This window comes from Dactylosporangium sp. CS-033363 (assembly GCF_050942475.1).
GTDB lineage: Bacteria > Actinomycetota > Actinomycetes > Mycobacteriales > Micromonosporaceae > Dactylosporangium.
The window spans coordinates 5,511,163-5,537,334 of the sequence record NZ_CP192032.1 but is presented as its reverse complement, the minus strand read 5'-3'; the positions used below and the strand labels follow the sequence as shown (position 1 = coordinate 5,537,334).

Below are 26,172 nucleotides of genomic sequence, written 5' to 3'. Positions count from 1 at the left end.
CATGCTGCTCGCCATGGACTTCCAGCAGGCGATCGTCGGGCGCGCCGACGGCGGACCCGCCGCGCTGGCCGGCGCCGCCCGGGCGATCGAGGCGGCCCGCACGGCCGGCGTCCCGGTCGGCCACGTCCGGGTCGCGTTCCGGCCCGGCTATCCCGAGATCGACCCGGCCAACCCGATCTTCGGCGGGATGACCCAGGCCGGCGACGCCATGACCCAGGACCACCCGGCCACCCAGATCCACCCGGACCTGGCCGTGCGCCCCGGCGAGCCGGTGATCCTCAAGCGCCGGGTCAGCGCCTTCGCCGGCAGCGACCTCGACGTCCTGCTGCGCGCCAACCGGGCCACGGAGCTGGTCCTGTGCGGCATCTCGACCAGCGGCGTTGTCCTGTCGACGGTACGCCAGGCCGCCGACCTCGACTTCCGCCTGACCGTCCTGTCCGACGCGTGCGCCGACCGCGACGAGGAGGTGCACCGCGTCCTGCTGGAGAAGGTCTTCCCCCGCCAGGCCACGGTCACGACCACCGACGAGTGGATCAAGTCGCTCTGAGGGAACCCGGCCCGTGCCCGGCGCGTCGGACCAGCGTGCTGAGACTGAGGCTGATGGCGGCGGTGCTCGCGGTGGCGGTGCTGAGCGGCTGCGCGGCGACCGCGACCGAAGCGACGGGAGCGGCGGCTGACTGGCCGGCCGGGATGAAGGAAGCCGAGGTGTACTCCGCCGTGCTCCGGCAGTTCCTCGGTTCCCCCTCGGACAACACGTTCCCCGGCATGACCTTCGCGACGGTCTACGTCCTCGACCGCGACGAGGGCGGCACGCCGATCGCCGCCAACACGCGCGAGCAGGTCACGAAGACCCTGACCGACGTGACGAGCGTGCAGTTCATCGCCGACCGCGAGTCGGTCCTGGAGACCCCGAACGGCTGCGCGCGCGTGAAGAACGGCGGCATGCTCGTCACCCTCGGCCCGGTCGACGGCGACGACAACGAGGTCACCGTCCACGTGAACGGGTTCCTGGCGTGCCTGGGCGCGAGCATGCTCACCTATGTGGTGCACCGCAACGATCCCGGCCCCGGCTGGACCGTCACCGGCACGACCGGCCCCCGCTCGGTAGCGTAGGACGGTGGCTCAGCCGCCCTCGGCCTGGCGGATCTGGGCGGCCATGTCGGCCGGGGTCAGGTTGGCGTCGAGGAACTGCTTGGTGCGCGGCAGCCGCAGGTGCAGCTCGGAGTGCGCGCCGACCTCGACCGTGCCCTCGTCGAGCCGGAACCCGAGCGCGTGCCCGCCGTGGGCCCCGTCGTCGGTGAGAAAGTGCAGGTGGTACCCGGCGACGGAGATGTCCCGCTCGAACCCCGGCGTGCGGAACCCGGCGAGCGTCCCGTGCACGTCGTGCATGACGGTCTCGGTCTGCTCGCGCACGGCCTCGGCGAGCGGCGGGTACGGCGTCGACTGCTCCCGCACCGTCCGCGTCCGGATCTCCCCGAACGTCCCGGTGATCTTGAGAGCGTAGACGAGGTTGGCGCTGGGCACCGCGTCGTCGATGGAGGCGATGAGCGAGTCCCGGTCGCTGCCGGGCGCCACCGGCACCGACGCGCCCGGCGCGAACTGGGTGACGACGGCGAACGGCGTGCGCTCCTGCTCCGCGGCTGGCCGCGCGCTGCCGTCGGCCCGGAGGTGGTGGCAGACCCCGTCGAGCACGAGCATCTCCCCGTCGAGCCGGTTGAACGTCCCGAGCCCGAAGTCCCCGTGCTCCAGCAGCTCCCCGACGGTCACGTCCCCGTCGTACGCACCCTGGATCATCGCCCCGATGGTGGACGTCTGAAAGATCTCGCCGGTCATGCGACCAACGATGGCGACGCGCCGCCGCCGGGACGCTCACCCACCCCGGACGAACTCCCACCCGATGCCCGCCACGGCGTAGGCTCACCGGCCGGAGCCATCGACGCGGATAAGGGATGGACGACGTGAACCGGGATGAGCTGACCGCGCTGTTCTACGGTACCGCCGCACTGCCGCCACCCTGGGCGACTGACTGCCCCGTCCGCTTCGACGCCTGGTGGGCGTTCGCTGAACAGACGCAGTACGGCCTTGATCACCGTGTTGATGTCATTCTGACGATTCACGAGGAACATGGCATCCGGACCGTCTTCGAGCAGCTGTTGGAGAGCGGCAGCAACAAGACCCGGCCAGTGGCGGTCGGCGGCTTCGTCGTGGTCTCGGTGACGCTGCGGCAGTTAGTGCAGGTCGTCATGCCGATGACCAACCTTGCTGGTCTGCTGGATCGGGCGAGGCGACTCGCGCCCGACGAGATGGTCGAGCTGCTGAACCGTCCGCCGGAGGTGGCTGCGGCACGACCGGAACGTCGTCGGGGTATCGGGTTCGCCCAGGAGGACTACACAGACGAGGGGAGCAGGGCGCGGGAGTACGACCATCGGCTCGCGTGGTTCCTGAGGCTGCTGGGTGCGGTCACGGATTCCGCGGCGGGCCCGGCCGGCGGCGTTGACCTCGACTTCATCGCCGAGATGTTGCGCCACGCGGTCCCAGCTGAGCGACCGCGCGGCGCAGTCGACGACGACCGGCGGCGTCGGTACCCAGTGGCCTCCGTAACGACGAACCGCAAGGCTGGCGCGGCGGTGACCCGATCGCGGGCCACGGTCAAGGCCGACGCGGCCGAGCAGGTGTTCGCCATCGACTGCAGCACCATCGGCTGGGCCGTGGTCGACAGCGGGATCGACTACCACCATCCGGCTTTCAAGGAGTGGAAGAACCTGCACGGAGAGTTGGAGGAGCCGACCGGCAATCGGATTCTGCGTGCGTTCGACTTCTCCAATGCCCGCCGCGTGCTGGCGGACCGAGCGAAGGTGCCGGGCCTCGTCGACTGGCGCGATGCGCTTCCGTTCGTGGAAGTCGCGCTGGAGTTGGAGCGTCCCCGGTCGCGGTCTGTTCCACCACAGTTGACGATCCGAAAACCCGGCGACCCGCACGGGACACATGTAGCCGGAGTCCTCGGCGGAAACTGGCCGGAACGGGGTCTGCGCGGGGTCTGCCCGGATATCAAGTTGTACGACTTCCGGGTACTCGATGATGTCGGCAATGGCGACGAGTTCTCGGTGCTCGCCGCCCTGCAGGCAATCCGGTACATCAACGACCAGGCCGGCCGGCTGGTGATCGCGGGAGTGAACCTCAGCCTTTCGGTGCCGCACGACGTGGCGACACATGCGTGCGGTTGGACGCCGGTCTGCCAGGAGGCGGAGAGGCTTGTGCGGTCCGGCGTCGTGGTCGTGTCCGCGGCCGGCAATGCCGGCTTCGGCGAGCTCGTGCGCACGAACGGGGCGGGCTACAACCCGACCAGCATCTCCGACCCCGGCAACGCCGACGCCGTGATCACGGTCGGCTCCACCCACCGCTCGAACCCGCACCGGCACGGCGTCAGCTACTTCTCCGGTCGCGGCCCGACCGCCGACGGGCGGGCCAAGCCCGACCTGATCGCGCCGGGCGAGGACATCGACGGGCCGATCCCGGGCGAGGAGATCATGGCGATGCACGGCACGAGCCAGGCAGCAGCGCATGTGAGCGGGGCGGCCGCGATGCTCATGGCGCGCCATCGCGAGCTGATCGGGCGGCCGGAGCGGATCAAGGAGGTGCTCTGCGCGACCGCGACCGATCTGCGCCGCGAGCGCGCTTTCCAGGGCAGCGGTGTCGTGGACGTCCTGCGCGCCATCCAGTCGATCTGAGGCGCCGATGCTGACGTTCGAGTTCCTGGCCGCCGGGCCGGGTGACGCCTGCCTGATCGGGTGGGACGGCCACACGATCCTGGTCGACGGCGGTCCGGGTGTCACCTACCAGAAGGCGATCAAGGGCCGGGTCCGGCGGTTGGACGCCATCTGTGTGACCCACATCGACGACGACCACATCGGCGGCGTCCTGGCGTTGCTGCGCGACTTGCGCCGTGAGCAGGACGATCAGCTCGCGTCGAGCATGATGGTGGACCGGCTCTGGTTCAACCACTCGGCAGACCTTGTGGCGCCGTCCGCCGAAGCGGTGCACGGGGCCAGCTTCGCGCAGGGCCATGAGCTGAGGACCCTCGCCATGGCGCTCGGGATCGAGATCAACGCCCCGTTCGGCGGTACCGTCCGGCTCGGCCGGCGGGCCACGCTGCACGGCCTCGACGTGACCGTGGTCGCGCCCGCCGAGGTGGCGCTGGCCAAGCTCGCGGCGAAGTGGTCTAAGAACGACGAGAAGGTTGCCGCGGCAGCGGTCAAGGACCACAGCGTGCCCAATCTGTCGAGCATCGCGCTGTACCTCAAGCACGGCACCACCACGGCGCTGCTCACCGGCGACGCGCGTGGCGACCATCTGCTGGACGGGCTGACCGCGTGCGGCCACGACCGGCTCCACGTGAACGTGCTCAAGCTGCCGCATCACGGCAGTGCCAAGAACGTCAGCGCGGACTTCTTCGGACGGGTCACGGCCGACCACTATGTGGTCTCGACCGACGGCAGCAAGCACGGCCACCCCGACGCCGAGGCGTTGCGGCTGTTGGTCGCCTCGCGCGGAGCCGACGAGCGGTACACCGTCCATCTCACCCACCGCGTCGAGGCGGCCGAGCGGGTCCTGCACGACCTGCGGGCGGGCCGGTCCTTCGAGGTGGCCGGCCCGCCCGTCGTGATCAGCGTCTGACGGCGGGGCGTCAGGCGTACAGGTTCAGCTCCGCGACCGACCACCAGCTGGTGGAGGTGCCGGTCTGCACGATCCGGACGTACCGCACCGTCTGGGTGGGGAACGTCGCCGTGACCAGGGCGCCCGTGCCCGTGCCGGTGGCGATCGGGGAGCTCCAGGTGGTGCCGTCGGCGGAGGTGAGGATCTGGTACCCGCGGGCGTAGTCGGCCGCGCTGCCCGCCGAGTCCATGCGCAGCTCCTTGAACGTGCGCGCGGCGCCCAGGTCGAGCTGGAGCCACTGGCCGCCCGCCATCGGGGTGCCGGTCGACCAGCGGGTCGCGGTGTCGCCGTCCAGGACGCGGGCCGGGACGTCCGTGCCGCCGGTCGCCGAGGCGGTGGCCGTCCAGCCGGTGCGGGACAGCGGGCCGGTCGGCTGGGTGACGGTGCCGGCGGTGTCCAGGTTCAGCTCGGCCACCGACCACCAGCTGGTGGAGGTGCCGGTCTGCACGACGCGGACGTACCGCGCGGTCTGGGCCGGGAACGTCGCGGTGATCTGGGCGCCGGTGCCGGTGCCGGTGGCGATCGGGGAGCTCCAGGTGGTGCCGTTGGCGGAGGTGAGGATCTGGTACCCGCGGGCGTAGTCGTTCGCGCTGCCCGCCGAGTCCATCCGCAGGCGGTCGAAGGTCTGGGCCGAGCCGAGGTCGGCCTGCAGCCACTGGCCGTTCGCCATCGGGACGCCGCTCGACCAGCGGGTCGCGGTGTTGCCGTCGATCGTGCGGGCCGGGACGTCGGCGCCGCCGGTCGAGGAGGCGGTGACGGTCCAGCCGGTGCGCGGCAGGGGCGTCTCCGCCGGGGTGGTGGTGCCGATCGTCACCTGGCCGGTGAGGCGCAGGTCGCGGGAGGAGGAGCCGACGGCGATCTGGTGGGTGCCGGCGGTGGTGGTCCAGGCCGTGCCCCAGGTCTGGAAGCTGCGGGCGTCCAGCGTCACGGTGACCCGCTGGGTCTGGCCGGCGGCGAGCGAGACCTTGGTGAAGCCGCGCAGGTTGCGCGGGGGCTCGCCGGCGGCGGCGGGCTGCCCGACGTACACCTGCGGCACCTCGGAACCGGCCCGCTGGCCCGTGTTGGTGACGTCGAAGGCGACGGCCACCTTGCCGCCGGTGTCGGGAGCGCCGACGGTGAGGTTGGCGTAGGCGAAGGTGGTGTAGGACAGGCCGTGCCCGAACGGGAAGAGCGGGGTCACGTTCTGGGCGTCGTACCAGCGGTAGCCGACCTTGAGGCCCTCGGAGTACTGGACCTGCCCGTTCTGCCCCGGCCACTGTGCCGCGGTGTTCGCCGGGACGTCGGCCAGGCGGGCCGGGAAGGTGACCGGGAGCTTGCCGGTGAAGTTGGCGTCGCCGTAGAGCAGGGCGGCGAGGGCGTTGCCGTCCTCCTGGCCCGGGTACCACGCCTCGACGACCGCCTTCACGCTGCCCAGCCACGGCATCGTGACCGCCGAGCCGCTGTTGACGACGACCACCGTGTTGGGGTTGGCCGCGGCGACGTCGGCCACGAGCTGGTTCTGGGCCGCGGACAGGTCGATGCCGGCCAGGTCGGAGCCCTCGGACTCGAAGTTGTCGACGAACACCAGGGCGGTGCCCGCGCCGCGGGCGGCGGCGATCGCCTGGTCGTGGACCGACTGGCCGGGCACCGCCCAGCCCAGCGTCAGGTTGCTGGCCCCGCCGCCCTGGTAGTAGTCGACCTCGAGGCTGACGTTCTGCCCGGCGGTGAGGGCGACCGAGCCGGTGCGGGTGGTGCTGCCCTGGTTGAACCAGTTGTTGATCACCTGCTGGCCGTTCACGAGCAGCCGGCTGCCGTCGTCGCTGGTCAGGGAGAACTGGTAGGTGCCGGTGACGGTGGGGTGCAGGGTGCCGGTGTACCGCGCGGACCAGTTCGTCGCGTTGACGCCCGGGGCCGGTGAGGCGCCGCCCCACACCTTGTCGATGGTGCTCTCGGCGCGGGTGAGCACGGCGGGGCCGGTGAGGTCGGCGCTGTTGTGGTACTCCGCGCTCAGCCCGGTGACCGCGCTCGCCGGCACCGGCGGCAGCGCGCCGTCGGCGGCCGGGATGCCGGGGGCGTAGACGGCCGAGGCGCTGCGGGCGTGGATCGCGTCGAAGGGCGTCACGAGGTACGGCGCGTTGACCGCCGCGCTCCCGCCGCCCTGGACCATCGCCCGGGTGCCGCCGCCGGGCCCGATGACCGCGACCGTGGACCCGCCGGCCAGGGGCAGCGCGTTGCCGGCGTTCTTGAGCAGGACCGCGCCGTCGCGGGCGACCTGGCGGGCGACGTCGGCGTGGGCCGTGGTGGTCACGACCGCGCCGGTGTTCACGGTCTGCGTCTTGTCGAACAGACCCCGGCGGAACATCGAGAGCAGGATGCGCCGCACGTGGTCGTCGATCGTCGCCTGGGACACCTGGCCGTTCTGCACTGCGGTGGTGAGGGCGGCGCCGAAGTACTGGCTGCCGGGCATCTCCATGTCCAGCCCGTTGTTCGCCGAGGCGACCGTGGAGTGGGTGGCGCCCCAGTCGGAGGTGATGAACCCGGTGAAGCCCAGGTCACGCTTGAGCACGTCGTTCTGCAGCGGCCCGTTCTCGCAGGCGAAGGCGCCGTTGACGGCCGAGTAGGAGCACATCGCCGAGTCGGCCTGGCCCTGCTGGACGGCCGTCTCGAAGGCGGGCAGGTAGATCTCGCGCTGGGTCCGGGCGTTGACGATCGCGTTGTCGGCCAGCGTGTTGCGGTTGGTCTCCTGGTTGTACGCCGCGTAGTGCTTCACCTGCGCCATCGGGCCCTGGCTCTGGATGCCCTGGATGTCGGCCGCGCCGATCTGCCCGGCCAGGTACGGGTCCTCGCCGAACGACTCGAACGCCCGGCCCCAGCGCGGGTCGCGCACGATGTTGATGGTCGGCGCGAGGACCACGTTGGTGCCCTTGCCCCACTGCTCGGAGCCGAGGACCTCGCCGTACTGGCGGGCCAGCCCGACGTCCCAGGTGGCGGCCGAGGCGACCGGGGCGGGCAGCTGGGTGACGCCGGTGAACCCGTCGCCGGCGCCGACCGGCCCGTCCTGCAGGCGGATCTGCGGGATGCCGAGCCGGGTGTTGGCGTCCACGCAGCCCGCGAAGCCGCAGCCGGCGCCGCCGTGCAGCATGGTGAGCTTCTCGGCCTGGGTCATGGCCGCGAGGAGCTCGTCGGCGCGCTGGGCGGGGGTCTGCGACGCGTCGCGCCACGGCTGGTCGGCCGCCTCGGCGGCGCGGACGCCGGCGAGGAGGCCCGCGGTGAGCGCGGCGGCGACGCCGGCGGCGAGCAGGGCACGGCGAACTGACGGCATGATGCTCCGATCGTGGTCATGGCGGTGACCGTGAGGCGCCGACGGCCGCGGTGCCGAGAGAGCGCTCTCCGAGCCTGAGGCCCGGCGTCCGGGCTGTCAAGGCCTTCGATTTCCGCAACGCTTCGACCAGCACCGATGCCTCAAACATGCACGTGCGACATTGCGTTACGGCAGCATCACGCGACCCACCGTCACCGTCATATCGGTCGGCAGGGCAGATGCCGATGAGCCGACTGTCTGAAACCTGCGTCGAAACGTGCCCGGAAAGATCTCGTTGTGACAGGCTCGCGAGCGTTCCAGTTGTGCTTGTTTGGAGGCAGGCTTGACCAGCAATCTCGATGTCGCGCTCAAGGGCGCGATGAACATCGACGGCGCCATCGCCGTCGCGCTCGTGGACTACACCAGCGGCATGACGCTCGGCACGCTCGGCGGCGGGCCCGACTTCGACATCACCGTGGCCGCGGCCGGCAACACGGATGTCGTGCGGGCCAAGCTTCGCACGATCGAGATGCTCGGGCTGCCCGACAAGGTCGAGGACATCCTGATCACGCTCGACCACCAGTACCACATCATCCGCCCGCTCGGCTCGATCGGCGGCCGCGGGCTGTTCCTCTACCTCGCGCTGGTCAAGTCCCGCGCGAACCTCGCGCTGGCCCGTCACCAGCTGCGCCAGATCGAAGAGGGCCTCGAGCTGTGACCTTCTTCGGGACTGCGACCCCGACCGGTGCGGACGGGCTGCCCCGCCGCGCCGGATCGGAGCAGGCCTGGACCGGCGCGACGCCGGCGTTCGGCACCCGGATCGATCCGATGGCCGCCGCGCTCGCGGCGGTCCGCTCGGAGCTGGCGGACCTGCGGCTGCGGGTGCCGGGCGTGCGGGGCTCGGCCGTCGGCGGGGTCGACGGCCTGCTCATCACCCACGACCTGCCGCCCGGGCTGGAGCCGGCCGACCTGGCCGCACTCGCCGCGACCACCTACGGCCTGGGCCGCCAGACGGCCATGGTGCTCGGCCAGAGCCCGTTCCGCGACGCGACCCTGCGCAGCGAGGGCGGGTACTTCACCGTGTACGCGATCAACCCGACCAGCCTGCTGGCGGTCCTGGGCGACGACGGCATCAACGTCGCCCGCCTGCACCTCGAGGCCCGCCCCGCCGTGGCCCGCCTCGCCCCGCTGTTGCCATAAGAACCACCCGCAACGAATTGGCTCCGGCGCCGGAGCGACGCACGACGCCATGATGGCGCCGTGCCCGATTTCAGTGATCTCAGCACCCCGCTCGTCGCCGACGCCTGCGTGCGCGCCGGCATCCCGCCGCGGATCGCACCCGCCGGCATCAGGCCCGTCATTCCCGGGACGCGCCTGGCCGGACGGGTGCTCCCGGCCCGCCACGCCGGCAGCGTCGACGTCTTCCTGGAGGCCCTGGAGGCCGCCCGCCCCGGCGACGTGCTCGTCGTGGACAACGGCGGGCGCACCGACGAGGCCTGCATCGGCGACCTGACCGTCCTGGAGGCCGCCGCGGCCGGGGTCGCCGGCCTGGTCGTCTGGGGCCTGCACCGCGACACCGCCGAACTCGTCGAAATCGGGCATCCGGTGTACAGCTACGGCGCCCTCCCGCTCGGCCCGCTCCGCGTCGACCCCCGCGAACCCGGCATGCGCTTCGGCCCGCACGACCTGTCCGGCGACGATCTGGTCCTCGCCGACGACGACGGCGTCATCTTCCTCGCAAGCGGGCAGGCGGCGGCCGTCATCGAAATCGCGCAGGCGATCCAGCAGACCGAGCGTGAGCAGGCCCGGAAGATCCGCACGGGCGAGACGCTGCGCGAGCAGACCCGGTTCGCCGAGTACCTCGCGCGCAACAAAGAGGACCCGCAGTACACGTTCCGCGTGCACCTGCGCCGGGTCGGTGGGGCCATCGAGGAGTAAGCGCAGGGCCAGACAAAGGGTCCACCGTCGTTGACGGGGAAGTTCGTCGATGTGAGGGTGCGAATCACATTGACGGGCGGCTACGCGTGCCGACACGACCGCCGCGCGTACCCCGACGAAGGGATCCCCCATGCGCAAGAGACGGACACTCGCAGTCGGCGCGGCCATCCTCGCCGTCGCCGCGAGCGTCGTCGCCGGCCCGGCGCCCGCCCAGGCGCTCGCGGTCACCGGCCTGGGCTCGACGATCGCGCTGAACAACTGCTCGGGCTCGCTGGTGCGCTGGCCGCAGTCGGTCGACTCGGACCGGGCCATGCTGCTGACGAACGGGCACTGCTACGAGAACGGGTTCATCCCGGCCGGCCAGGTGTACACGAACCGCACGAGCAGCCGCACCGGCACGCTGCTCAGCGACTCGGGGGCGTCCCTGGGCACCGTCCGCGCCGACAAGCTCATCTACGGCACGATGACCGGCACGGACGTCTCGCTGTACCAGCTGACCGACACGTTCGCGCAGATCAAGTCCAAGTTCAGCAACACCACCGCGCTGACCGTGGCCGCCTCCCGTCCGGCCGACGGCACCGCGATGACGATCCCGTCGAGCTACTGGAAGCAGGTCTGGACCTGCAACATCAACGGGTTCGTGAACACGCTGCGCGAGGACACGTGGACGTGGAAGGACTCGATCCGGTACAACACGGGCTGCCAGACCACCCACGGCACCTCGGGCTCGCCGATCATTCGCTCGTCGGACCGGCAGATCATCGGCATCAACAACACCGGCAACGACGACGGGCAGCAGTGCACGCTGAACAACCCGTGCGAGGTCGACGCGAACGGCAACATCACCGTCCACCAGGGACAGTCCTACGGTGAGCAGACGTACTGGTTCACCACCTGCCTGAACTCCTCGCGGGCGATCGACCTCACGGTCGCGGGCTGCATGCTCACCGGCGCGAGCACGCCGGGCAACACGGTCACCGTGTCCAACCCGGGCGCGCAGACCGCCACCGTCGGCACCGCGAAGTCGCTGCAGATCACGGCGACCGACTCGGCGTCGGGCCAGACCCTCACCTACTCGGCGACGGGGCTCCCGGCGGGCCTGAGCATCAACTCGAGCACGGGCCTCATCTCCGGTACCCCCACCACGGCGCAGACCACCACCAGCACCGTGACCGCCCGCGACACCACGGGCGCGACCGGCAGCGCGAGCTTCACGTGGACGGTCAGCGGCGGGGGCGGCGGCACCTGCAGCGGCCAGAAGCTGACCAACGGCGGCTTCGAGTCCGGCGCGACCGGCTGGACGGGCACCACCGGCGCGATCGGCCAGTGGTCCTCGCAGGGCCAGGCCGCGCACGGCGGCACGTACAGCGCCTGGCTGCTCGGCTACGGCTCCACCCACACCGAGAGCGTCTCCCAGTCGGTCACCATCCCGGCCGGCTGCTCGGCGACGCTGACCTTCTGGGTGCACATCGACACGGCGGAGACCACGTCGTCGACGGCGTACGACAAGCTGACCGTGACGGCCGGCTCGACCACCCTCGCGACCTTGTCGAACCTGAACAAGGCCACCGGGTACGTGCAGAAGAGCTACAGCCTGAACGCGTTCGCCGGCCAGACGGTGACGCTCAAGTGGAACGGCACCGAGGACTCCTCGCTGCAGACGTCGTTCGTCATCGACGACGCGGCGGTCACGGTGAGCTGATGAGACCGGGCGGGACCGGCCCCGGATCCGGTCCCGCCCACCCTCACGAGTCCTGCGCCTTGCCGCTGGTGACCCGGGCGATGATCACGGCGACCAGGATGATGAGGCCGTTGACCGCCTGGAACCACTGGGCGTCGATGCCGGCCAGGGTCAGGATGTTGGTGGTCAGGCCGAGCACCAGCACCCCGCAGAGCGCCCCGAACAGCGTGCCCTTGCCGCCGTTCATGCTGACCCCGCCGATGACCGCGGCCGCGAACACCTGGAAGATCATGCCGTTGCCCTGGGCGGCGGCGATGGAGCCGAGGCGGCCGGTCATGAGCAGCCCGGCCAGGGCGGCGAGCAGTCCGGCCACGATGAACACCGCGTACATGATCCGGTCGGTGCGGATGCCGGCCGCCCGGGCCGCGTCCACGTTGCCGCCGATGGCGTAGATCGCCCGGCCGTGGCGGAACCAGCCCAGGAACGCGATGCCGGCCGCGAACAGCACGGCGCAGATCCAGATCGACAGGGGCAGGCCGAGCCAGACGGCCGTGCCGAGGTAGGACACCGACGGCGGCAGGTCGAACAGGCTCTGCCCGCCGGTGATGCCGATCTGCAGGCCGCGCACGGTGGTGAGCATCCCGAGCGTCACGATGAAGGCCGACAGCCCGAAGCGCAGGATCAGCACCCCGTTGACCGCCCCGATGGCCGCGCCGACGAGCAGGCAGATCGGCACCGCGAGGGCGGTGGACCACTCGGTGCCGATGCCGTGGCTGGCCGCCGGGATCACCAGGGCGACGCCGAGGGCCGGGGCGAGCCCGACGGTCGACTCCAGGGACAGGTCGAACCGGCCGCCGATCAGGATCAGCGTCTCGGCCAGCACCACCAGGGACAGCTCGGTCACCTGCTGCAGCACGTTGACCAGGTTGGAGTGGGACAGGAACACCGGGTCGATCACCGCGCCGACGACGAGCAGCACGGCGATGGCGGGCACCAGCGCCAGGTCGCGCAGCCGGGCGAACTTCAGCAACGGGCGGGGGGCGGTGGCGGCGGCGGTCATGCGGCGACTCCTTCGACGGCGGCGACCACGTCGGTGTCGCTCCACCCAGCGGGCAGCTCGGCCGTGATCCGGCCGTGGAACATGACGAGAACCCGGTCGCAGTGGCGCAGGTCGTCGAGCTCGTCGGAGACCATGAGCACGCCGGTACCGCCGTCGGCGGCGGCCCGCACGGCGCCCAGCAGCGACTCCTTGGAGCGCACGTCGACGCCCGCGGTCGGGTTGATGAGCACGAGCACCCTGGGACCGGCGGCCAGGGCCCGGGCCAGGACCACCTTCTGCGCGTTGCCGCCGGACAGGCTGGCGACGGGCGCGTCGGGGCCCTCGGCGCGGATGTCGTACCGCCGGATGAACGCCTCGGCCGCCGCCCGGCGCCGCGCCGGCACGATCACGCCGGCCGGTCCGAGGCGGTCGGCGATCGGCAGCGTGGCGTTCTCGGCCACCGACAGCAGCGGGATGAGGCCCTCCCGGTGCCGGTCCTGCGGGACGAGGCCGATCCCGGCCGCGAGCGCCGCGGGAACGCCGGCCTTCACGGCCACGCCGCCGGCGCGCACGGTTCCGCAGGACGGTGCGAGCAGCCCGCCGACGGCCTCGGCGAGCGCCACCTTGCCGCTGCTGCCCGACCCCGTCACGCCGACGATCTCGCCGGCGCGCACGTCGAGCGAGACCGGCCCGAAGCGGCCCGAAGCGGACAAATCGCCAAGCCCCAGCACGACGTCCGCCGAAGAAGCCGCTCGAGGCGCCACGGAGGTCAGCCCGACCGCCTCCCCGGTCATGGCCGTGACCAGGTCGTCGTGGCCGAGCGAGGAGACCGGCGAGGTCAGCACCCACCGCGCGTCGCGCAGGACGGTGACGGTGTCGCACACGTCGTACACCTCCCGCAGATGGTGCGAGATGAACAGCATCGTGACGCCCGCCGCGCTCAGCGACCGCAGCCGCCCGAACAGCCGCTCGATCGCGGTCGCGTCCAGGCGGGCGGTCGGCTCGTCGAGGATGATGAACCGCGCGCCCTGCGACAGCGCCCGGGCGATCTCGACCAGCTGCCGCTGCTCGACGCCGAGGTCCCCGGCCAGGGCCCGCGGGTCGACGTCGACCGCGTACTCGTCGAGCAGCTCCGCGGCCCGCCGCCGCAGCGCCGGCCAGCGCACGACAGTGCCCTGCCGGTTCAGGAACAGGTTCTCGGCCACGGTGAGCGTGGGGATGATGGTGGAGCGCTGGAAGACGCAGGCGACCCGCGCCCGCCACGCCCCGCGGTCGGCGACCGGCGGCGCGGGTGCACCGCCGAAGCGGATCTCGCCGCCGTCGGGCCTGTGCAGCCCGGTCAGCAGCGAGACGAGGGTGGACTTGCCGGCGCCGTTGCGCCCGACGAGCGCGTGGGTCTCGCCGGGCGCGATGCGCAGGGAGACTTCGGACAGCGCCGTGGTGGCCCCGAAGCGCTTGGTGACGCTCGAGGCCTCCACGGCGGGGTGCGCAGCGGACATCATTTCCCGATCTGGTTGCCCCACAGGGCCTTGTCGTCGACGTTGTCCTTGGTGACCAGCGGCGCGGGCAGCTGGTCCTCGAGCACGCCGTCGCGCACCTGGACGATGGTGCTGTCGTGGTCGGTCTTGCCCGGCTGGAACGTCTTGCCGTCGACCGCGGCCTTGGCGTAGAAGAGCGCGTACTTGGCGTACAGGTCGGCGGGCTGGGAGACGGTGGCGTCGATCTCGCCCTTGCGGATCGAGTCGAACTCCTGCGGGATGCCGTCGTTGGACACGATGAAGATGTGCTTGGGATCGGTCGGCGGGACCAGCAGGTTCTTCGACTTCAGCAGCTGCAGCGTCGGGGCCAGGAACACGCCGCCCGCCTGCATGTAGATGCCGTTGATGTCGGGGTGCTGGGCGAGGCGGGTCTGCAGCGCGGCCGAGGCCTTGGCGCCCTCCCAGTCGGTGGGCTCGGCGAAGACCGTGATGCCGGGGAACTTGGACTGCATGCACGCGGCGAACGCCTCGGACCGGTCGCGGCCGTTCACCGAGGACAGGGCGCCCTGGAACTCGACCACCTTGCCCTTGCCGCCGAGCTTCTGGCCGAGGAACTCACAGGCCTTCTGCCCGTACGCCTTGTTGTCGGCGCGCACCACCATGTAGACGTTGCCCTTGTCGGGCCGGGTGTCGACGGTGACCACGGGAATCTTCTTCTGCTCCAGGGTGGTGAGCGTGGTGGCGATGGCGCCCGTGTCCTGCGGTGCCATCACGATGGCCTTCGCACCCTGGCTCGTCAATGCCTGGGTGTTGGCGACGAGCTTGGCGATGTCGTTCTGCGAGTTCGTCGGCGTCATGAGGTTGATGCCGGACTCCTTGGCGTACTGCGGGATGTACTTCGCGTAGGAGTTCCAGAAGTCGGAGTCGGCGCGCGGCAGGTCCACGGCGATGGGGGAGCCGGCACCTCCGGAGGCCGAGCCGCCGGGGGCCGGGTCGTCGGCGCAGGCGGCGAGGGAGATGAGCAGGGTGGCGGCGATGAGGGGCGGGAGCATTCTCATGGCGTGGCCTCGTTCCAGATCGGTCCGTCGGGGTAGGCGAACTGAGCGCGGCTCTCGGGCCGCATGGTGGAGCTGAACCCGGGCGCCGTCGGCGCGAGATAGCGGCCTGCGCGTAGGCGGACCGGGTCCGTGAAGTGTTCGTGGAGGTGGTCGACGTACTCGATGACGCGGTTGTGCATGGAGCGGGAGACCGCCACGTAGTCGAACATCGACAGGTGCTGGACGAGCTCGCACAGCCCCACCCCGCCCGCGTGCGGGCAGACCGGGACGCCGAACTTGGCCGCCAGCAACAGGATCGCCACGTTCTCGTTCACCCCGGCGACGCGGGCGGCGTCGAGCTGGACGAACGAGACCGCGCGCAGCTGCAGCAGCTGCTTGAACACGACCCGGTTCTGCACGTGCTCGCCGGTGGCGACCGGGATCGGCGCGATCCGCCGGGCGATCTCGGCGTGCCCGACGACGTCGTCGGGCGACGTGGGCTCCTCGACCCACCACGGGTGGAACGGGGCCAGGGCCCGCACCCACTCCACGGCGGTGCCGACGTCCCAGCGCTGGTTGGCGTCGACGGCGATGCGCACGTTGGGCCCGCACACCTCGCGGGCGATGCGCATCCGGCGCAGGTCGTCGCCGAGGTCGGCGCCGACCTTGAGCTTGATCTGGGTGAAGCCGGCCGCGACGGCCTCGCGGCACAGCCGGGTCAGCTTCTCGTCGTCGTACCCGAGCCAGCCCGGCGAGGTGGCGTAGCCGGGGTAGCCGTCGGCGAGCAGCGCGGCGATGCGCTCCTCGCGGCCCTCGGTCCCGGGCTTGAGGATCTCCAGGGCCTCGGCGGGGGTGAGCGCGTCGGTGAGGTACCGGAAGTCGACGAGCTCGACCAGCTCCTCCGGCGACATCGCGGACAGCAGCCGCCACAGCGGCAGCCCGGCCCGCTTGGCCTTGAGGTCCCACAGGGCGTTGACCACGGCCGAGATGGCCATGTGCATGACGCCCTTCTCGGGGCCCAGCCAGCGCAGCTGCGAGTCGTGCACCAGCTCCCGCCACAGGCCGCCGAGGTCGCCGAGCACGTCGGCGACGCGCCGGCCGACGAGGTACGGGCGCAGCGCCACGATCGCCGTGGTCTGCACCTCGTTGCCGCGCCCGATGGTGAAGGCGAACCCGTGGCCCTCGTGGCCGTCGGCGGCGTCGGTGCGCAGGACGACGTAGGCGGCCGAGTAGTCGGGGTCGGGGTTCATCGCGTCGGACCCGTCGAGCTGGCGGGACGTGGGGAACCGCACGTCGTAGGTATCCAGGGACGTGAACCGTTCGCTCATACATCGGATGTTTAGCAGGCGGCCGTTCCCATGGCAAGGCTTTGTTGCCGTACGGCAGAAGTTCGTCCCGGTATTGACGCCGGGAGACCTCCGATGTTCACTATCGAATCGAGGGTTGCCCATCGGTTCGTCGGGGCGGAGCCACCGCCGCGGACCGGGGTGACGCCCGGGTGTCGTGACGCCGACGCGGCACCACGGGACAGGTGCCGGCCGCGGAGAGATCCGCGGCCGGCACGCTCACGTCAGGCGGTGACGAGGTCGAACTTCTCCCAGGGGCCGATGGCGTCCCGGTTGGCGATGAGCGGGGCCGCGCCCGCGCTCTCCGCCGTCACGTACCGGCTGTTGACCGTGGCCTGCAGGCTCACGCTGTTGTCGGAGTTGCGCAGCAGCCGGAACGTCTCCCACGAGCCCGCCTGGGCCCGGTTGGCCACGAGCGGGTTGGCCCCGGCGTTCTCGGCGCAGACGAACTGGCCGTTGACCCGGGCCCGCAGCGCGACCAGCCCGCCGCCGAGGTCGACGACGTCGAACTGTTCCGCGGTACCGATCGTGGTCTTGCTGGCGATGAGCGGGCTCGTGCCGCCCGCGTCGGCGGTCACGTACCGGGTGTTCACCTGGGCCCGCAGCGCCGATCCGGCCGGCGGCGGGGTGGTGCCGGTGGTGATCCGCAGCGCGTCGACCATCCCGACCGACGTGGTCTTGTTGACGATCCGGATCGTGTGGGTGCCGTTGGCCAGGCCGGTCTTGGTGTACACGGTCTGCTGGGCCTGCCGGGCGCCCGTCGCGTAGAGGTTCACGTTGGCCTGGAAGACGTTGTCGATGTACACGTCCATGTTGCCCATGTCGCTGAAGCGCTCGGAGAGCACCTGCACGCCGGTGCCCGTGAACGTGTAGCTCGCGGCGGCGCCGGCCGTGGTGCTGTGGTGCGTGTCGTCGTTGTAGTCGCCGTAGCCGCGGCCGGTGGTCAGGAACCAGTTCGCGTCGTACGTGAGCGCGGTGTCGTTGACCAGGCCCGGCTGGCCGGAGCCGGGGGTGCCGAGCGTGGATGCGGTACCGGACAGGGTCTTCTGGCCGTTGTTGGCGGTGCCGGTCAGCGTGGCGCGGGTGTAGGACGTCAGCGGCTTGGCGGTGCGCTCCACCACGTAGACCGTGTTCGCGGCGGTGGCGAAGGTGACCTCGCCGGCCGTGCCGGTGGCGAGGATCGCGTTGTCGGAGACCCGGCGGACCCGGACCTCCTGCGTGCCCCACGGGTTCACGACGCGGGCCTGCTTGCCGTACAAACTCTTGAGCCCGACGTATTTCGTCTCGTTGCCCTCGCGCTCCGACGTGACGAGGAAGCCGTCCTTGGCCAGCAGCGTGAACTTCCCGCTGAAGTTCGCGTCGTTGGGGGCCGCCGGGAAGACCCGGATCCTGTCGTTGTAGGACTGCATGAGCGTCTCGTTCATGGCCGCCAGGTGCACGCCGAGGTACTCGAACACGCCGTTGGTGTTGTTGGTCATGCCGTTGGGGTAGTTCTGGTACCGCTGCAGCATCAGCTTCATGCCGGACAGCGCCTGGTCGCCCAGGCCCAGCCGCGCGGCCTGCACGGCGTCGTTGGCCCACACGTTGCTGTAGGGGTTGGGCCGGGTGTTCCAGCTGTTCAGCGCGGTCTGGTAGTCGGCCGCGCCGATGCCGGTCAGGTCGTAGGGCCAGATCAGCTCGGAGGTCACGTTCTCGCCGTTGCGCTGCTGGACCGACGGCGGGTCGTGCGGCAGCCAGGCGCCGTTGCTCACCTTGTACGGCTCGATGTTGGTGAGCACGTCCTGCCACCCGGCCCGCAGGCCCGCGTCCACGCCGAGCTGGGTGCTCACCGCGATGGTCAGCGGGAACAGCAGCCGGACCGCGGCCAGGTCGGTGATCGCGTTCTTGACGTCCCAATAGGTCTCGTGCGCGTTCGACGAGGCCATCTGGTACTTCCCGGTGCTCGCGTTCCGCGTCAGTTTCGCCTGGTAGAACTTGACCACCTCGCGCATGAACGGGTAGGCGGTGCTCTGCAGGTAGGCGGTGTCGTCGGTGTAGCGGTACTGCAGGTACATGTTGTACGCGGCCTCGGTGCCGGTCGAGTAGATGTCGTTGACGAAGTCCGACCCGACCGTGCCGCGCGCGTTGCCGTCCCAGCCCATCGTCTCGGGCGTCCACAGCCCGTCGATCGCGTACCGGGTCTGGGTGTAGGCCTTCAGCGCGGTGTAGTTGCGGCTGTAGAGCCGGTTCTCGGTCGCGAACAGGTCCACGTGGTTCGAGGCGAGCATCGAGTTGTACAGGTCCCGCTGGTTCCAGAACCAGTAGCCGTTGCTCCACTTCGTGGTGTCCTGGGTCGCCCGGAACACGCCGTTGATGAAGTGGAACGGGTAGTTGCCGAAGCCGCCCGCGGCGATCATGTAGGTCGCCAGGTAGTACACGTTCTCGAGGTAGTCGCCGGTGCCGGCCGCCCCCGAGTACTGCACGAACGACTTCGCCCAGAACGCGTGCCAGAAGTTCCGGTAGTTGTTGAGCGTGGTCAGGTAGCCGGCGCTCTTGGCCGCGGCCAGCTGGCTGCGGGCGGCGGCGACCGAGTCGCGGTTGGCCGCGTTGATCCGGCTCGCCACCGTGAACCACACCGTGTAGCTCGCGGTCGGCGTGATGTTCAGGCGGACCTGGCGGCCGCCGACGACCTGGGTGGAGTACGCGGCGCCCTCGACCGTCGCGGCGAGGGTGTAGCCGAACCCGCCGGGATCGCTCTGGCCGCGGCTGAACCCGGCGGCGCTGCTGTCGGCGAACGTGCTGATCTGCCGCCACGTGTCCAGGTTGGGTACGTCGGCGCTGTTGCCCACCGTCGCCGGGTCCCACATGCTCAGGTCCAGGGTGGTGGTGCCGAGGCCGGTGCGCGAGTCCTCGACGTGGATGCCCATCACCTCGGAGCCGGGCACGCCGAGCACGGTCACGGTGCGGTTGCTGTCGTACTTCGTGGTCAGCGTGCCGTCGTAGAGCGAGAGCCGCTGCTGGTACGTGCTCGACCCGGAGTCCAGGGCCGGGCTCGTGTTCAGGTTCACCAGGCCGGCGGCGTAGGCCGACTGCTCGGAGGCGTCGACGTTGGACGCCTGCATGGTGATCCCGTTGGCGCTCCACGCCATCGCGCCCGTGCGGCCGTTGCCGACCGTCAGGCCGTACAAGGGATTGGTCTGCGGGCTGTTGTAGACGACGTCGTGCTTGGACAGGTAGCCGGCGTAGTCGACGTCGAGCGCGCCGGTGGCCGGGTTGAACGCCTGGTCGGTGGTGGCGGCGGTGGCGGCTTCGCCGGGCAGGACGGCGACGAGCGAGCCCACGAGGGCGGTGGCGGCCGCCAGGAGGGCGAGTCGGCGGGACACGGGTTCTCCTTCTGCAGGACGTTGGGCGACCGCCCGCGGCCCACACCCGCCGAACGCGGGGCCGCGGACGGTCGTCCGCTAATGCCTGCAGTCAACATGGGAGGTATCAGCTTCGTCAATGGCCGCGGTGCACCATTTGCCAGCCTTCAGTCTCCCAGAGGTTGGATGATTCAGTCGGCCTTTTCCTCGTCGCCGAAGCCCTTGCCCGTCTCCAGCACGGACTTCATGTCGCTGAGGATCCAGGGCCAGCCGCCGCCGGCGCCCATCTCCTCGAACGCGCCCGCCATGACCTGGGCCATGCCGGGGGCGTTGTCGAGCTCGTGGGTCACGGTCAGCGCGGTGACGCCGTCCTTGCCCTCCTTGAGCTCGTACGTCAGCTTCGTGAACCCCTCGGCCGCGACGTTCGGGTCCATGAGCATCCGGAACGTCTGCACCAGCTTGTTCGGCGGGTCGACCTCGAGCACCTCGCCGTCGGTGCCGACCTCCGGCGCGCCCATGGCGATCATGCCGGCGTTCGACCTCCCGACGATCTTGCCGCCCGGGCGCAGGTCCATCTCGGTGGCGCCGCGGTAGCCGTAGCGGTTGTTCCACTCGGGCGAGGTGATGGCCTCCCAGACCTTCTTCGCGTCGGCCTTGATGTAGACCTTGTACACCTGGGTTCCGGTCATGTGTCGTCCTCCAGAGCGTTCTTCAGATCGAGCAGTGCCTGCGCGGTGTCCGACGTGTACTTGTCGATCCACCGGTCGTGGATCTGCCGGATCGGCACCGCGTTGAGGAAGTGCAGCTTCTCCCGGCCGTTGCGCCGGGTCACCACGAGGTTCGCCTCTTCCAGGACCTTCAGGTGTTTCATCACCCCGAAGCGGGTCATCTCCAGCTCGGACTCCAGCTCCGTCAGCGTGCGGCCGTCACGCGCGAAGAGCAGGTCGAGCAGAAACCTCCGGGTGGGGTCGGCGAGGGCCTTGAAGACGCGATCGTCGTCCACGGCCCCAAGTTATGTGACCAATTGGTCACGTGTCAAGCGAGGTCACCCGCCGGGCGGCGATCGCGGCCTGCATGCGGCTCTGCAGCCCGAGCTTGGCCAGGATGCGCGACACGTGCGTCTTGGTGGTCGCCTCGGCGATGCCCAGCCGCGCGGCGATGGCGGCGTTGGACAGCCCCGCGCCGAGGCACTCGAGCACCTCGCGCTCCCGGGCGGTCAGCAGCCCCACCGGCACCGGCAGCGGCACCGGCGCCTCGGCGACCGGCCCGGCGAACGCGCCGAGGACCCGGCGGGTGACGGCCGGCGCGACCACGCCCTCGCCGCGGGCCACCGTGCGCACCGCCTGGACCAGCTCCTCGGCCGAGGCGTCCTTGAGCAGGAACCCGGCCGCGCCCGCCCGCAGCGCCCCGAACAGGTACTCGTCCAGGTCGAACGTGGTCAGCGCGAGGACCCCGGTGACGCCGCCGGCGACGAGCTCGCGGGTGGCGGCGACCCCGTCGAGGCGCGGCATCCGCAGGTCCATGAGCACCACGTCGGGCCGCAGCCGCAGCCCGATCTCGACCGCCGCCGCGCCGTCCGGGGCCTCGCCGACGACCGCGATGCCGGGGTGGCTGCGCAGGATCAGGACGAGCCCGGCGCGTACCGCCGGCTGGTCGTCGGCGACGAGCACCGTGATCATGCCGTCGTCTCCCACGGCAGCCGGGCCTCGACCACCCAGGTGTCGTCGTCGGGCCCGGCCTTGAGCTCGCCCCCGAGCAACGCGGCCCGCTCGTGCATGCCGATGAGGCCGGCGCCCTGGTTGATCTCCTGGTGCTGCCGGCGTGAGCGGACCGTGATGGTGACCGCCGCAGGACCGCACGAGACGTCCACCGAAACCGGCCCGCCGTCGCCGTGCTTGAGCGCGTTGGTCAGGGACTCCTGCACGATCCGGTACGCCGCCAGGTCCACGCTCACCGGCACGTCCTGCAGCGCGCCGCGCACCTCGAGGCGGACCGGCAGCCCGGCCCGGGCCACCAGGTCGTCGAGCGCGCCGAGCCCGCCGGGCGCGTTGTCGGGCAGCGCGGCCGGGTCGCGCAGGAACCCCACCATCCGCCGCATCTCGGCCAGGCCCTGCACGCTGTTCTCCCGGATCACGCTGAGCGCCGCCCGGGTCCCGCCCGGCCCGAGGTCGGCCGAGAGCGCGGCGGTGGCGTGGATGGCGACGGCGCTGAGATGGTTGGCGATGACGTCGTGCAGCTCCCGCGCCATCCCGGCCCGCTCGGCGGCGACGGCGTTGGCCCGGTCCGCCTCGGCCAGGCGGGCCACCTGTTCGGCCGACCGGCGCGCGGCGGCGGCCTGGTCCCGGTGGTGGCGCACGTGGGTGCCGGTGAGGACCGGCACGACGGTCACGAGCGCGAGCAGCACCCCGAGCCCGACCGCCCGGAAGTCGTTGAGCACGACCAGACACGCCACGGCGGTGACGACGGAGCCGACCACGCTGGCGGCGAGCAGCACCCGGGCGAGCCGGGCGGTGCCGTGCAGGCACGCGTCGTACAAGACCTGGGTGTAGACGAGCGGCGTGGCGAGGGACGGCCCGATCGCGATGTCCCCGGCCACCGCCGCCGTGCCGATGAGCACCGAGGCGAGCGGCGCGGCCCGGCGCAGCAGCAGCGCCCCGCAGCACACGACGAGCGGCACGAACAGCCACCGCGCGTCGACGTGCGCCTGGTACTGCCCGGTCGCGAACATGAGCGCGCCGAGCCCGAGCCCGCTGCCGGCGAGCACCAGGTCGACCGCGCGTCCCCTCACCCGACCGATTCCACCATCCGGGCGCGCTCGGGCTCAATGCGACTTTCGATTGACGCCCGCATGCGGGTGCCATCACCGTGGTACGACCGAGCGTGGCGACGTGGAAGGGGCGCGACCGGGATGCCGTCGATCTCCCTCGAGCACGATGTGGCCCGCACCTGCGTCGTCGAGCTCTGGTGGAACGACACGTTTCTCGGCAGCGGGTTCTTCGTCGCGCCCCGCACCATCGTCACCTGCGCGCACGTCCTGCGCCGGGCGCCGCAGCGGGTCCTGGTCGCCTGGGCCGGGCAGCTGCGGCCGGCGGAGGTGCTGGTCACCGCGCCGAAGCTGTCCGACGAGCTGGCGGCGGTGGCGGGGCGGCTGTACCCGTACCCCGACATCGGTGTCGTCGGGCTGGTCGAGCCGCTGGACCACCCGGTGCTGTTCGTGTCCGGCAAGCCGCTGCCGGGCGCGTCGCTCGTCGTGGTCGGCAACAGCCAGAGCACACCGGTGGACGGGGTCGCGCCGGACATCCTCGGCGTCAAGGTCGTCGGCACCGGCGGCAACTACGTCAAGCTCGACACCGGCGCGGTCCCGCCGGGCATGAGCGGGTCGCCGGCCGTGCAGCCCGGGACCGGCGAGGTCTTCGGCATGCTCAAGGCCGGCGGGGTCAACAAGGCCGACGGCGGGTTCCTGGTCGGCGCGGACGTCATCCGCCGGTTCCTGGACCAGCGCCGCCGCAACATCGCGGACCGGCTGCCGCCGCTGCCGGAGCTCCTGCGGCCGCTGCCGGGCAGCTGGCAGCACCGGATGCTGGTGGCGCAGCGGGAGGCGGCGAAGAAGTACCCGTACAAGCTGCGCCGCCTTTCCCGCCGCGCGGCGCCCCCGCTGGCCACCGTCTACGTCGAGCAGCGGGCCGAGACGCGGTTCGCGGCGCACGGCGCGGGGGCGGCGGGCCCCGGCGACCCGGACATCATCACGCCCGCCGAGATGATCCGCCGGCACCGCAACGCGCTGGTGGTCGGCGGCCCGGGCGGCGGCAAGTCGACGCTGCTGCAGCAGCTGATCGGCGCCTCGGCCGCCTGGTGGCTCGGGGCCGACCCGGAGACGGCCGAGGAGGACGAGCCCCGGTTCGGCCGGCTGCTCGCCGTGCGGACCAGCGCGACCGAGCTGCTGGCCCGGGGCCCGTGGTTCGAGTCGATCGCGCGGGCCGTCAACAGCGACCTGGGCCTGCACCAGGATCTGCGGCTGGAACCGGAGGTGTTCGACCGGCCGCCGGTCCCGGGCGCCGAGTGGCTCATCCTCGTCGACGGGCTCGACGAGGTGTTCGACGCGGGGCAGCGGCAGGAGCTGATGTCCCGGCTGGCCGTCCGGGTGGCCGAGTACGGTTCGCGGGCCCGGTTCGTCGTCACCAGCCGCCGCCTGGTCGAGGACGAGTTCGAGCAGCTGCGCGGCAGCCTGACGGACCGCGACACCGACCGGCTCGGCGAGTACCTGCTGCGCCCGTTCGACGCCGACGCGGTCCGGGCGTTCGCGTTCAACTGGTACCGGCCGGAGCAGGGCGAGCGCTCCGCCGTCGACCCGGAGGACTTCCTGGCCACGGTGCGCACGAGCGGGCTGGCCGCGCTGGTGCGCGTGCCGCTGCTGGCGACGATCTCCGCCGTCGTCTACGAGGAGCGGCCGGACGCCCCGCTGCCGATCGACCGCGCGGGCCTCTACGAGGAGTTCGTCCGGGTCTTCCTCACCCACCGCGAGACCGCGCACGGCAGCCGCGAGATGCTGCTGCTGCAGATGCGCGACCTCGGCCGGGACGCGGAGCGCTTCGCCGACGCCGCGTTCGACCGGCGGCTGGACTGCCTGAGCCACCTGGCCCTGCTGAAGCTGAAGAACGACCGGCGGCCGCTGCTGGAGATCGCGGTGGCCTGGTTCGCGGCCGCCGGCCTCCCGCTGCCGTTCGGCGTCGGCCGCGAACACCTGCAGGAGCTGCTGCTCAGCACCGGGCTCGTGACGCCCTACGGCGACGACATCGTGTTCGTGCACCAGAGCTTCGCCGAGTACCTCGCCGCGCGCATCCGCAGCGCCGAGTTCGACCTCGACGACTGGCTGGCCGACCTGGACTCCCGCGGACCGGACAGCCTCGGCATGTTCGCCCTGGCGGGCTGGGTGCGCTCGGGCAACGACCCCGGCCGGATCTTCCGCACGCTGCTGGCCCACCCGCGCACCCGGTCGGTGGAGAACGCCGCGCTCATCATCGAGGACGGCGGGGCGCTGGCCGGCGACACCGCGGCGGCCGTCGTGCAGCTCAGCGAGCAGGCGGTCCGCCGGCTCGGCCAGTCGCAGCGGGACGCCCTGGCCACCGTGAACCACCTCCTGCGCGCGGTGGTGATCCGCGCGCCCGGCAACGACGCCGTCGAGGGGCTGGCCACCGACCGGCAGCTGCCGGTGCTCAAGCGCATCGAGGCGGCCCGGGCGCTGGTGACCGACGGCGTCGCGGCCCAGCGCGACGCCGGCCTGGAGGTGCTGGCGGCCCTCGCGTACTCCGGGCGGGTGCCCGACGAGCACCGCCTGCGCGCCCTGCGCTCGCTGGCCCAGGTCGGCGAGGAACACGACCGGCGGCACGCGCTGCAGCGGCTGGCCCAGACCGTGGAGACCGACCGCTCGGAGGCGATCGTCAGCGTCGCGCTGATCCAGCTCATGGCCGTCGGCGGCGTCCCGGCGGCCATGTCGGCCCTGGTGCGCCGCAGCCTCGACGAGCGCCGGTCGGCGGCCGTGCGGCAGCAGGCGCTGACGTACCTGCAGATCGCCGCGGAGTCCGACAGCGCCGAGTGGCTCCCGGCCGGCGCCGGGCCGGTCGCGTTCGCCTTCGCCAGCCAGACGGCGCGGCCACGGCCGGCGCTGCGCGACGCCGAGCGGCTGGAGATCAACCGCCTGGACCCGGACCTGGCCGTCACGACGGTGTCCTACGACTTCGCCGCCCAGCTCGTCGCGGCCGTCTGCGTCCTGGCCCGATGGGACCCGGACGGCGCCGCGGCGGCCCTGCGGTCGTTGCTGCGCTCCTCGACGATCGGCTGGGCCCGGCGCCTGCACGCCACCCGCGCCCTCGCGGCGGTGAGCCCCGAGCTGGCCCGGCTCGCGTTCGAGCTGCTGGCGGACGATCCGCGCACGAGCCCGCCGCAGCGGGTCGCGGCGGCCTGGCTGCTGTGCCCGGAGGGCGAGGACGGCGCCACCGAGCTGCTGTGGACCTGGGTCTACGACGACGCCCAGGGCACGGCGCTGCGCCGGGACGCGCTGCAGTGGCTGTTCCTGCGGTCCAGGGCGGACGTCGAGCAGCTCACCGCGTGTGCCGCCGACGCGCAGCTGCCCGTGGGGGTGCGGGTCGCGGCCGCCCGGTGTCTCGGGCGGCTGCTGCGCCGCCGCGAGGTGCCGGCGCTGGTCCGCGAGCACCTCGGGTGGCTGGTGAGCCTGCCGCGGCGCGGTCCGGCGGACACCGTGGTCGCCGTGCTGGCCGCGGCGATCCTGCTGGGCAACCGCGGCGCCCGGCGGCGGTGAGGT

General features: G+C 71.8%; 20 protein-coding genes. 9 read left to right on the top strand and 11 right to left on the bottom strand.

The window, feature by feature from the left end:
• Position 1 precedes the first annotated feature (1 nt).
• Both ACQPZ4_RS25570 and ACQPZ4_RS25565 read left to right on the top strand, forming a co-directional pair.
• Positions 2-547, top strand: a complete 546-nt coding sequence (locus ACQPZ4_RS25570) for a cysteine hydrolase family protein (protein ID WP_433040051.1) — start codon at positions 2-4, stop codon at positions 545-547.
• A gap of 53 nt (positions 548-600) precedes the next feature.
• Positions 601-1,113, top strand: a complete 513-nt coding sequence (locus tag ACQPZ4_RS25565; RefSeq protein ID WP_433040048.1) for a hypothetical protein — start codon at positions 601-603, stop codon at positions 1,111-1,113.
• Positions 1,114-1,122: 9 nt separating this feature from the next.
• On the opposite strand, the gene budA is transcribed toward ACQPZ4_RS25565, so the two are convergent.
• A complete protein-coding gene (gene budA, locus ACQPZ4_RS25560) occupies positions 1,123-1,833 on the bottom strand; it encodes an acetolactate decarboxylase (RefSeq protein ID WP_433040045.1) in 711 nt (236 codons plus the stop codon).
• Positions 1,834-1,949: 116 nt separating this feature from the next.
• On the opposite strand from budA, the gene ACQPZ4_RS25555 reads away from it, so the two are divergent.
• Both ACQPZ4_RS25555 and ACQPZ4_RS25550 read left to right on the top strand, forming a co-directional pair.
• Entirely contained in the window at positions 1,950-3,728 is a 1,779-nt protein-coding gene (locus tag ACQPZ4_RS25555) for a S8 family serine peptidase (RefSeq protein WP_433066086.1), read from the top strand.
• Positions 3,729-3,735: 7 nt separating this feature from the next.
• Entirely contained in the window at positions 3,736-4,674 is a 939-nt protein-coding gene (locus tag ACQPZ4_RS25550; RefSeq protein WP_433066084.1) for a ComEC/Rec2 family competence protein, read from the top strand.
• A 10-nt stretch (positions 4,675-4,684) separates the two neighbouring features.
• On the opposite strand, the gene ACQPZ4_RS25545 is transcribed toward ACQPZ4_RS25550, so the two are convergent.
• A complete protein-coding gene (locus ACQPZ4_RS25545; RefSeq protein ID WP_433066081.1) occupies positions 4,685-8,014 on the bottom strand; it encodes a glycoside hydrolase family 3 C-terminal domain-containing protein in 3,330 nt (1,109 codons plus the stop codon).
• Positions 8,015-8,372: 358 nt separating this feature from the next.
• On the opposite strand from ACQPZ4_RS25545, the gene ACQPZ4_RS25540 reads away from it, so the two are divergent.
• The 4 genes from ACQPZ4_RS25540 to ACQPZ4_RS25525 all read left to right on the top strand — a co-directional run bounded on the left by ACQPZ4_RS25540 (position 8,373) and on the right by ACQPZ4_RS25525 (position 11,633).
• The gene (locus ACQPZ4_RS25540) at positions 8,373-8,711 is read left to right on the top strand and encodes a hypothetical protein (protein WP_433066651.1); all 339 of its coding nucleotides are present in this window, start codon (positions 8,373-8,375) and stop codon (positions 8,709-8,711) included.
• The gene (locus ACQPZ4_RS25535; protein WP_433066079.1) at positions 8,708-9,193 is read left to right on the top strand and encodes a roadblock/LC7 domain-containing protein; all 486 of its coding nucleotides are present in this window, start codon (positions 8,708-8,710) and stop codon (positions 9,191-9,193) included. The genes ACQPZ4_RS25540 and ACQPZ4_RS25535 overlap by 4 nt, the downstream gene beginning before the upstream one ends.
• Positions 9,194-9,253: 60 nt before the next feature.
• Entirely contained in the window at positions 9,254-9,931 is a 678-nt protein-coding gene (locus ACQPZ4_RS25530) for an RraA family protein (RefSeq protein ID WP_433066076.1), read from the top strand.
• Positions 9,932-10,061: 130 nt separating this feature from the next.
• Positions 10,062-11,633: a putative Ig domain-containing protein gene (locus ACQPZ4_RS25525; RefSeq protein WP_433066074.1), complete on the top strand. Its 1,572-nt coding sequence runs from the start codon at positions 10,062-10,064 to the stop codon at positions 11,631-11,633.
• A gap of 43 nt (positions 11,634-11,676) precedes the next feature.
• Here the strand turns inward: ACQPZ4_RS25525 and ACQPZ4_RS25520 are convergent, their stop codons facing one another.
• The 9 genes from ACQPZ4_RS25520 to ACQPZ4_RS25480 form a co-directional block, all read right to left on the bottom strand.
• Complete coding sequence (locus ACQPZ4_RS25520) at positions 11,677-12,672, bottom strand: ABC transporter permease (protein ID WP_433066071.1); 996 nt, start codon at positions 12,670-12,672, stop codon at positions 11,677-11,679.
• Positions 12,669-14,153, bottom strand: a complete 1,485-nt coding sequence (locus tag ACQPZ4_RS25515) for a sugar ABC transporter ATP-binding protein (protein WP_433066068.1) — start codon at positions 14,151-14,153, stop codon at positions 12,669-12,671. The genes ACQPZ4_RS25520 and ACQPZ4_RS25515 overlap by 4 nt, the downstream gene beginning before the upstream one ends.
• A complete protein-coding gene (locus ACQPZ4_RS25510) occupies positions 14,150-15,187 on the bottom strand; it encodes a sugar ABC transporter substrate-binding protein (RefSeq protein WP_433066066.1) in 1,038 nt (345 codons plus the stop codon). Before ACQPZ4_RS25510 ends, ACQPZ4_RS25515 begins: the two co-directional genes overlap by 4 nt.
• Positions 15,184-16,494 (bottom strand): L-fuconate dehydratase, encoded by a 1,311-nt coding sequence (locus ACQPZ4_RS25505; RefSeq protein ID WP_433066063.1) that lies wholly within the window; start codon positions 16,492-16,494, stop codon positions 15,184-15,186. Before ACQPZ4_RS25505 ends, ACQPZ4_RS25510 begins: the two co-directional genes overlap by 4 nt.
• Before the next feature lie 242 nt (positions 16,495-16,736).
• Positions 16,737-19,874, bottom strand: coding sequence for a glycosyl hydrolase family 95 catalytic domain-containing protein (locus ACQPZ4_RS25500; RefSeq protein ID WP_433066061.1), 3,138 nt, complete (start codon positions 19,872-19,874; stop codon positions 16,737-16,739).
• Between the two features lie 170 nt (positions 19,875-20,044).
• Entirely contained in the window at positions 20,045-20,542 is a 498-nt protein-coding gene (locus tag ACQPZ4_RS25495; RefSeq protein ID WP_433066058.1) for an SRPBCC domain-containing protein, read from the bottom strand.
• Positions 20,539-20,856 carry an ArsR/SmtB family transcription factor gene (locus ACQPZ4_RS25490; protein ID WP_433066055.1) on the bottom strand — a complete coding sequence of 106 codons (318 nt, stop codon included), beginning with the start codon at positions 20,854-20,856 and terminating at the stop codon, positions 20,539-20,541. The genes ACQPZ4_RS25495 and ACQPZ4_RS25490 overlap by 4 nt, the downstream gene beginning before the upstream one ends.
• A gap of 25 nt (positions 20,857-20,881) precedes the next feature.
• Positions 20,882-21,532 carry a response regulator gene (locus tag ACQPZ4_RS25485; protein WP_433066052.1) on the bottom strand — a complete coding sequence of 217 codons (651 nt, stop codon included), beginning with the start codon at positions 21,530-21,532 and terminating at the stop codon, positions 20,882-20,884.
• The gene (locus tag ACQPZ4_RS25480; protein ID WP_433066050.1) at positions 21,529-22,641 is read right to left on the bottom strand and encodes a sensor histidine kinase; all 1,113 of its coding nucleotides are present in this window, start codon (positions 22,639-22,641) and stop codon (positions 21,529-21,531) included. The genes ACQPZ4_RS25485 and ACQPZ4_RS25480 overlap by 4 nt, the downstream gene beginning before the upstream one ends.
• A 120-nt stretch (positions 22,642-22,761) precedes the next feature.
• Between ACQPZ4_RS25480 and ACQPZ4_RS25475 the strand changes: the two genes are divergently transcribed.
• Positions 22,762-26,169, top strand: a complete 3,408-nt coding sequence (locus ACQPZ4_RS25475; protein ID WP_433066047.1) for a trypsin-like peptidase domain-containing protein — start codon at positions 22,762-22,764, stop codon at positions 26,167-26,169.
• Positions 26,170-26,172: the final 3 nt, after the last annotated feature.

What these genes read in the sequence shown, in the direction of transcription:
- ACQPZ4_RS25515 (WP_433066068.1), bottom strand. Translation starts at nt 14,153, where the DNA reads ATGATGTCCGCTGCGCACCCCGCCGTGGAGGCCTCGAGCGTCACCAAG.
- ACQPZ4_RS25550 (WP_433066084.1), top strand. Translation starts at nt 3,736, where the DNA reads ATGCTGACGTTCGAGTTCCTGGCCGCCGGGCCGGGTGACGCCTGCCTG.
- budA (WP_433040045.1), bottom strand. Translation starts at nt 1,833, where the DNA reads ATGACCGGCGAGATCTTTCAGACGTCCACCATCGGGGCGATGATCCAG.
- ACQPZ4_RS25525 (WP_433066074.1), top strand. Translation starts at nt 10,062, where the DNA reads ATGCGCAAGAGACGGACACTCGCAGTCGGCGCGGCCATCCTCGCCGTC.
- ACQPZ4_RS25545 (WP_433066081.1), bottom strand. Translation starts at nt 8,014, where the DNA reads ATGCCGTCAGTTCGCCGTGCCCTGCTCGCCGCCGGCGTCGCCGCCGCG.
- ACQPZ4_RS25485 (WP_433066052.1), bottom strand. Translation starts at nt 21,532, where the DNA reads ATGATCACGGTGCTCGTCGCCGACGACCAGCCGGCGGTACGCGCCGGG.
- ACQPZ4_RS25520 (WP_433066071.1), bottom strand. Translation starts at nt 12,672, where the DNA reads ATGACCGCCGCCGCCACCGCCCCCCGCCCGTTGCTGAAGTTCGCCCGG.
- ACQPZ4_RS25510 (WP_433066066.1), bottom strand. Translation starts at nt 15,187, where the DNA reads ATGAGAATGCTCCCGCCCCTCATCGCCGCCACCCTGCTCATCTCCCTC.
- ACQPZ4_RS25565 (WP_433040048.1), top strand. Translation starts at nt 601, where the DNA reads ATGGCGGCGGTGCTCGCGGTGGCGGTGCTGAGCGGCTGCGCGGCGACC.
- ACQPZ4_RS25540 (WP_433066651.1), top strand. Translation starts at nt 8,373, where the DNA reads ATGAACATCGACGGCGCCATCGCCGTCGCGCTCGTGGACTACACCAGC.
- ACQPZ4_RS25505 (WP_433066063.1), bottom strand. Translation starts at nt 16,494, where the DNA reads ATGAGCGAACGGTTCACGTCCCTGGATACCTACGACGTGCGGTTCCCC.
- ACQPZ4_RS25570 (WP_433040051.1), top strand. Translation starts at nt 2, where the DNA reads ATGCTGCTCGCCATGGACTTCCAGCAGGCGATCGTCGGGCGCGCCGAC.
- ACQPZ4_RS25495 (WP_433066058.1), bottom strand. Translation starts at nt 20,542, where the DNA reads ATGACCGGAACCCAGGTGTACAAGGTCTACATCAAGGCCGACGCGAAG.
- ACQPZ4_RS25555 (WP_433066086.1), top strand. Translation starts at nt 1,950, where the DNA reads ATGGACGACGTGAACCGGGATGAGCTGACCGCGCTGTTCTACGGTACC.
- ACQPZ4_RS25475 (WP_433066047.1), top strand. Translation starts at nt 22,762, where the DNA reads ATGCCGTCGATCTCCCTCGAGCACGATGTGGCCCGCACCTGCGTCGTC.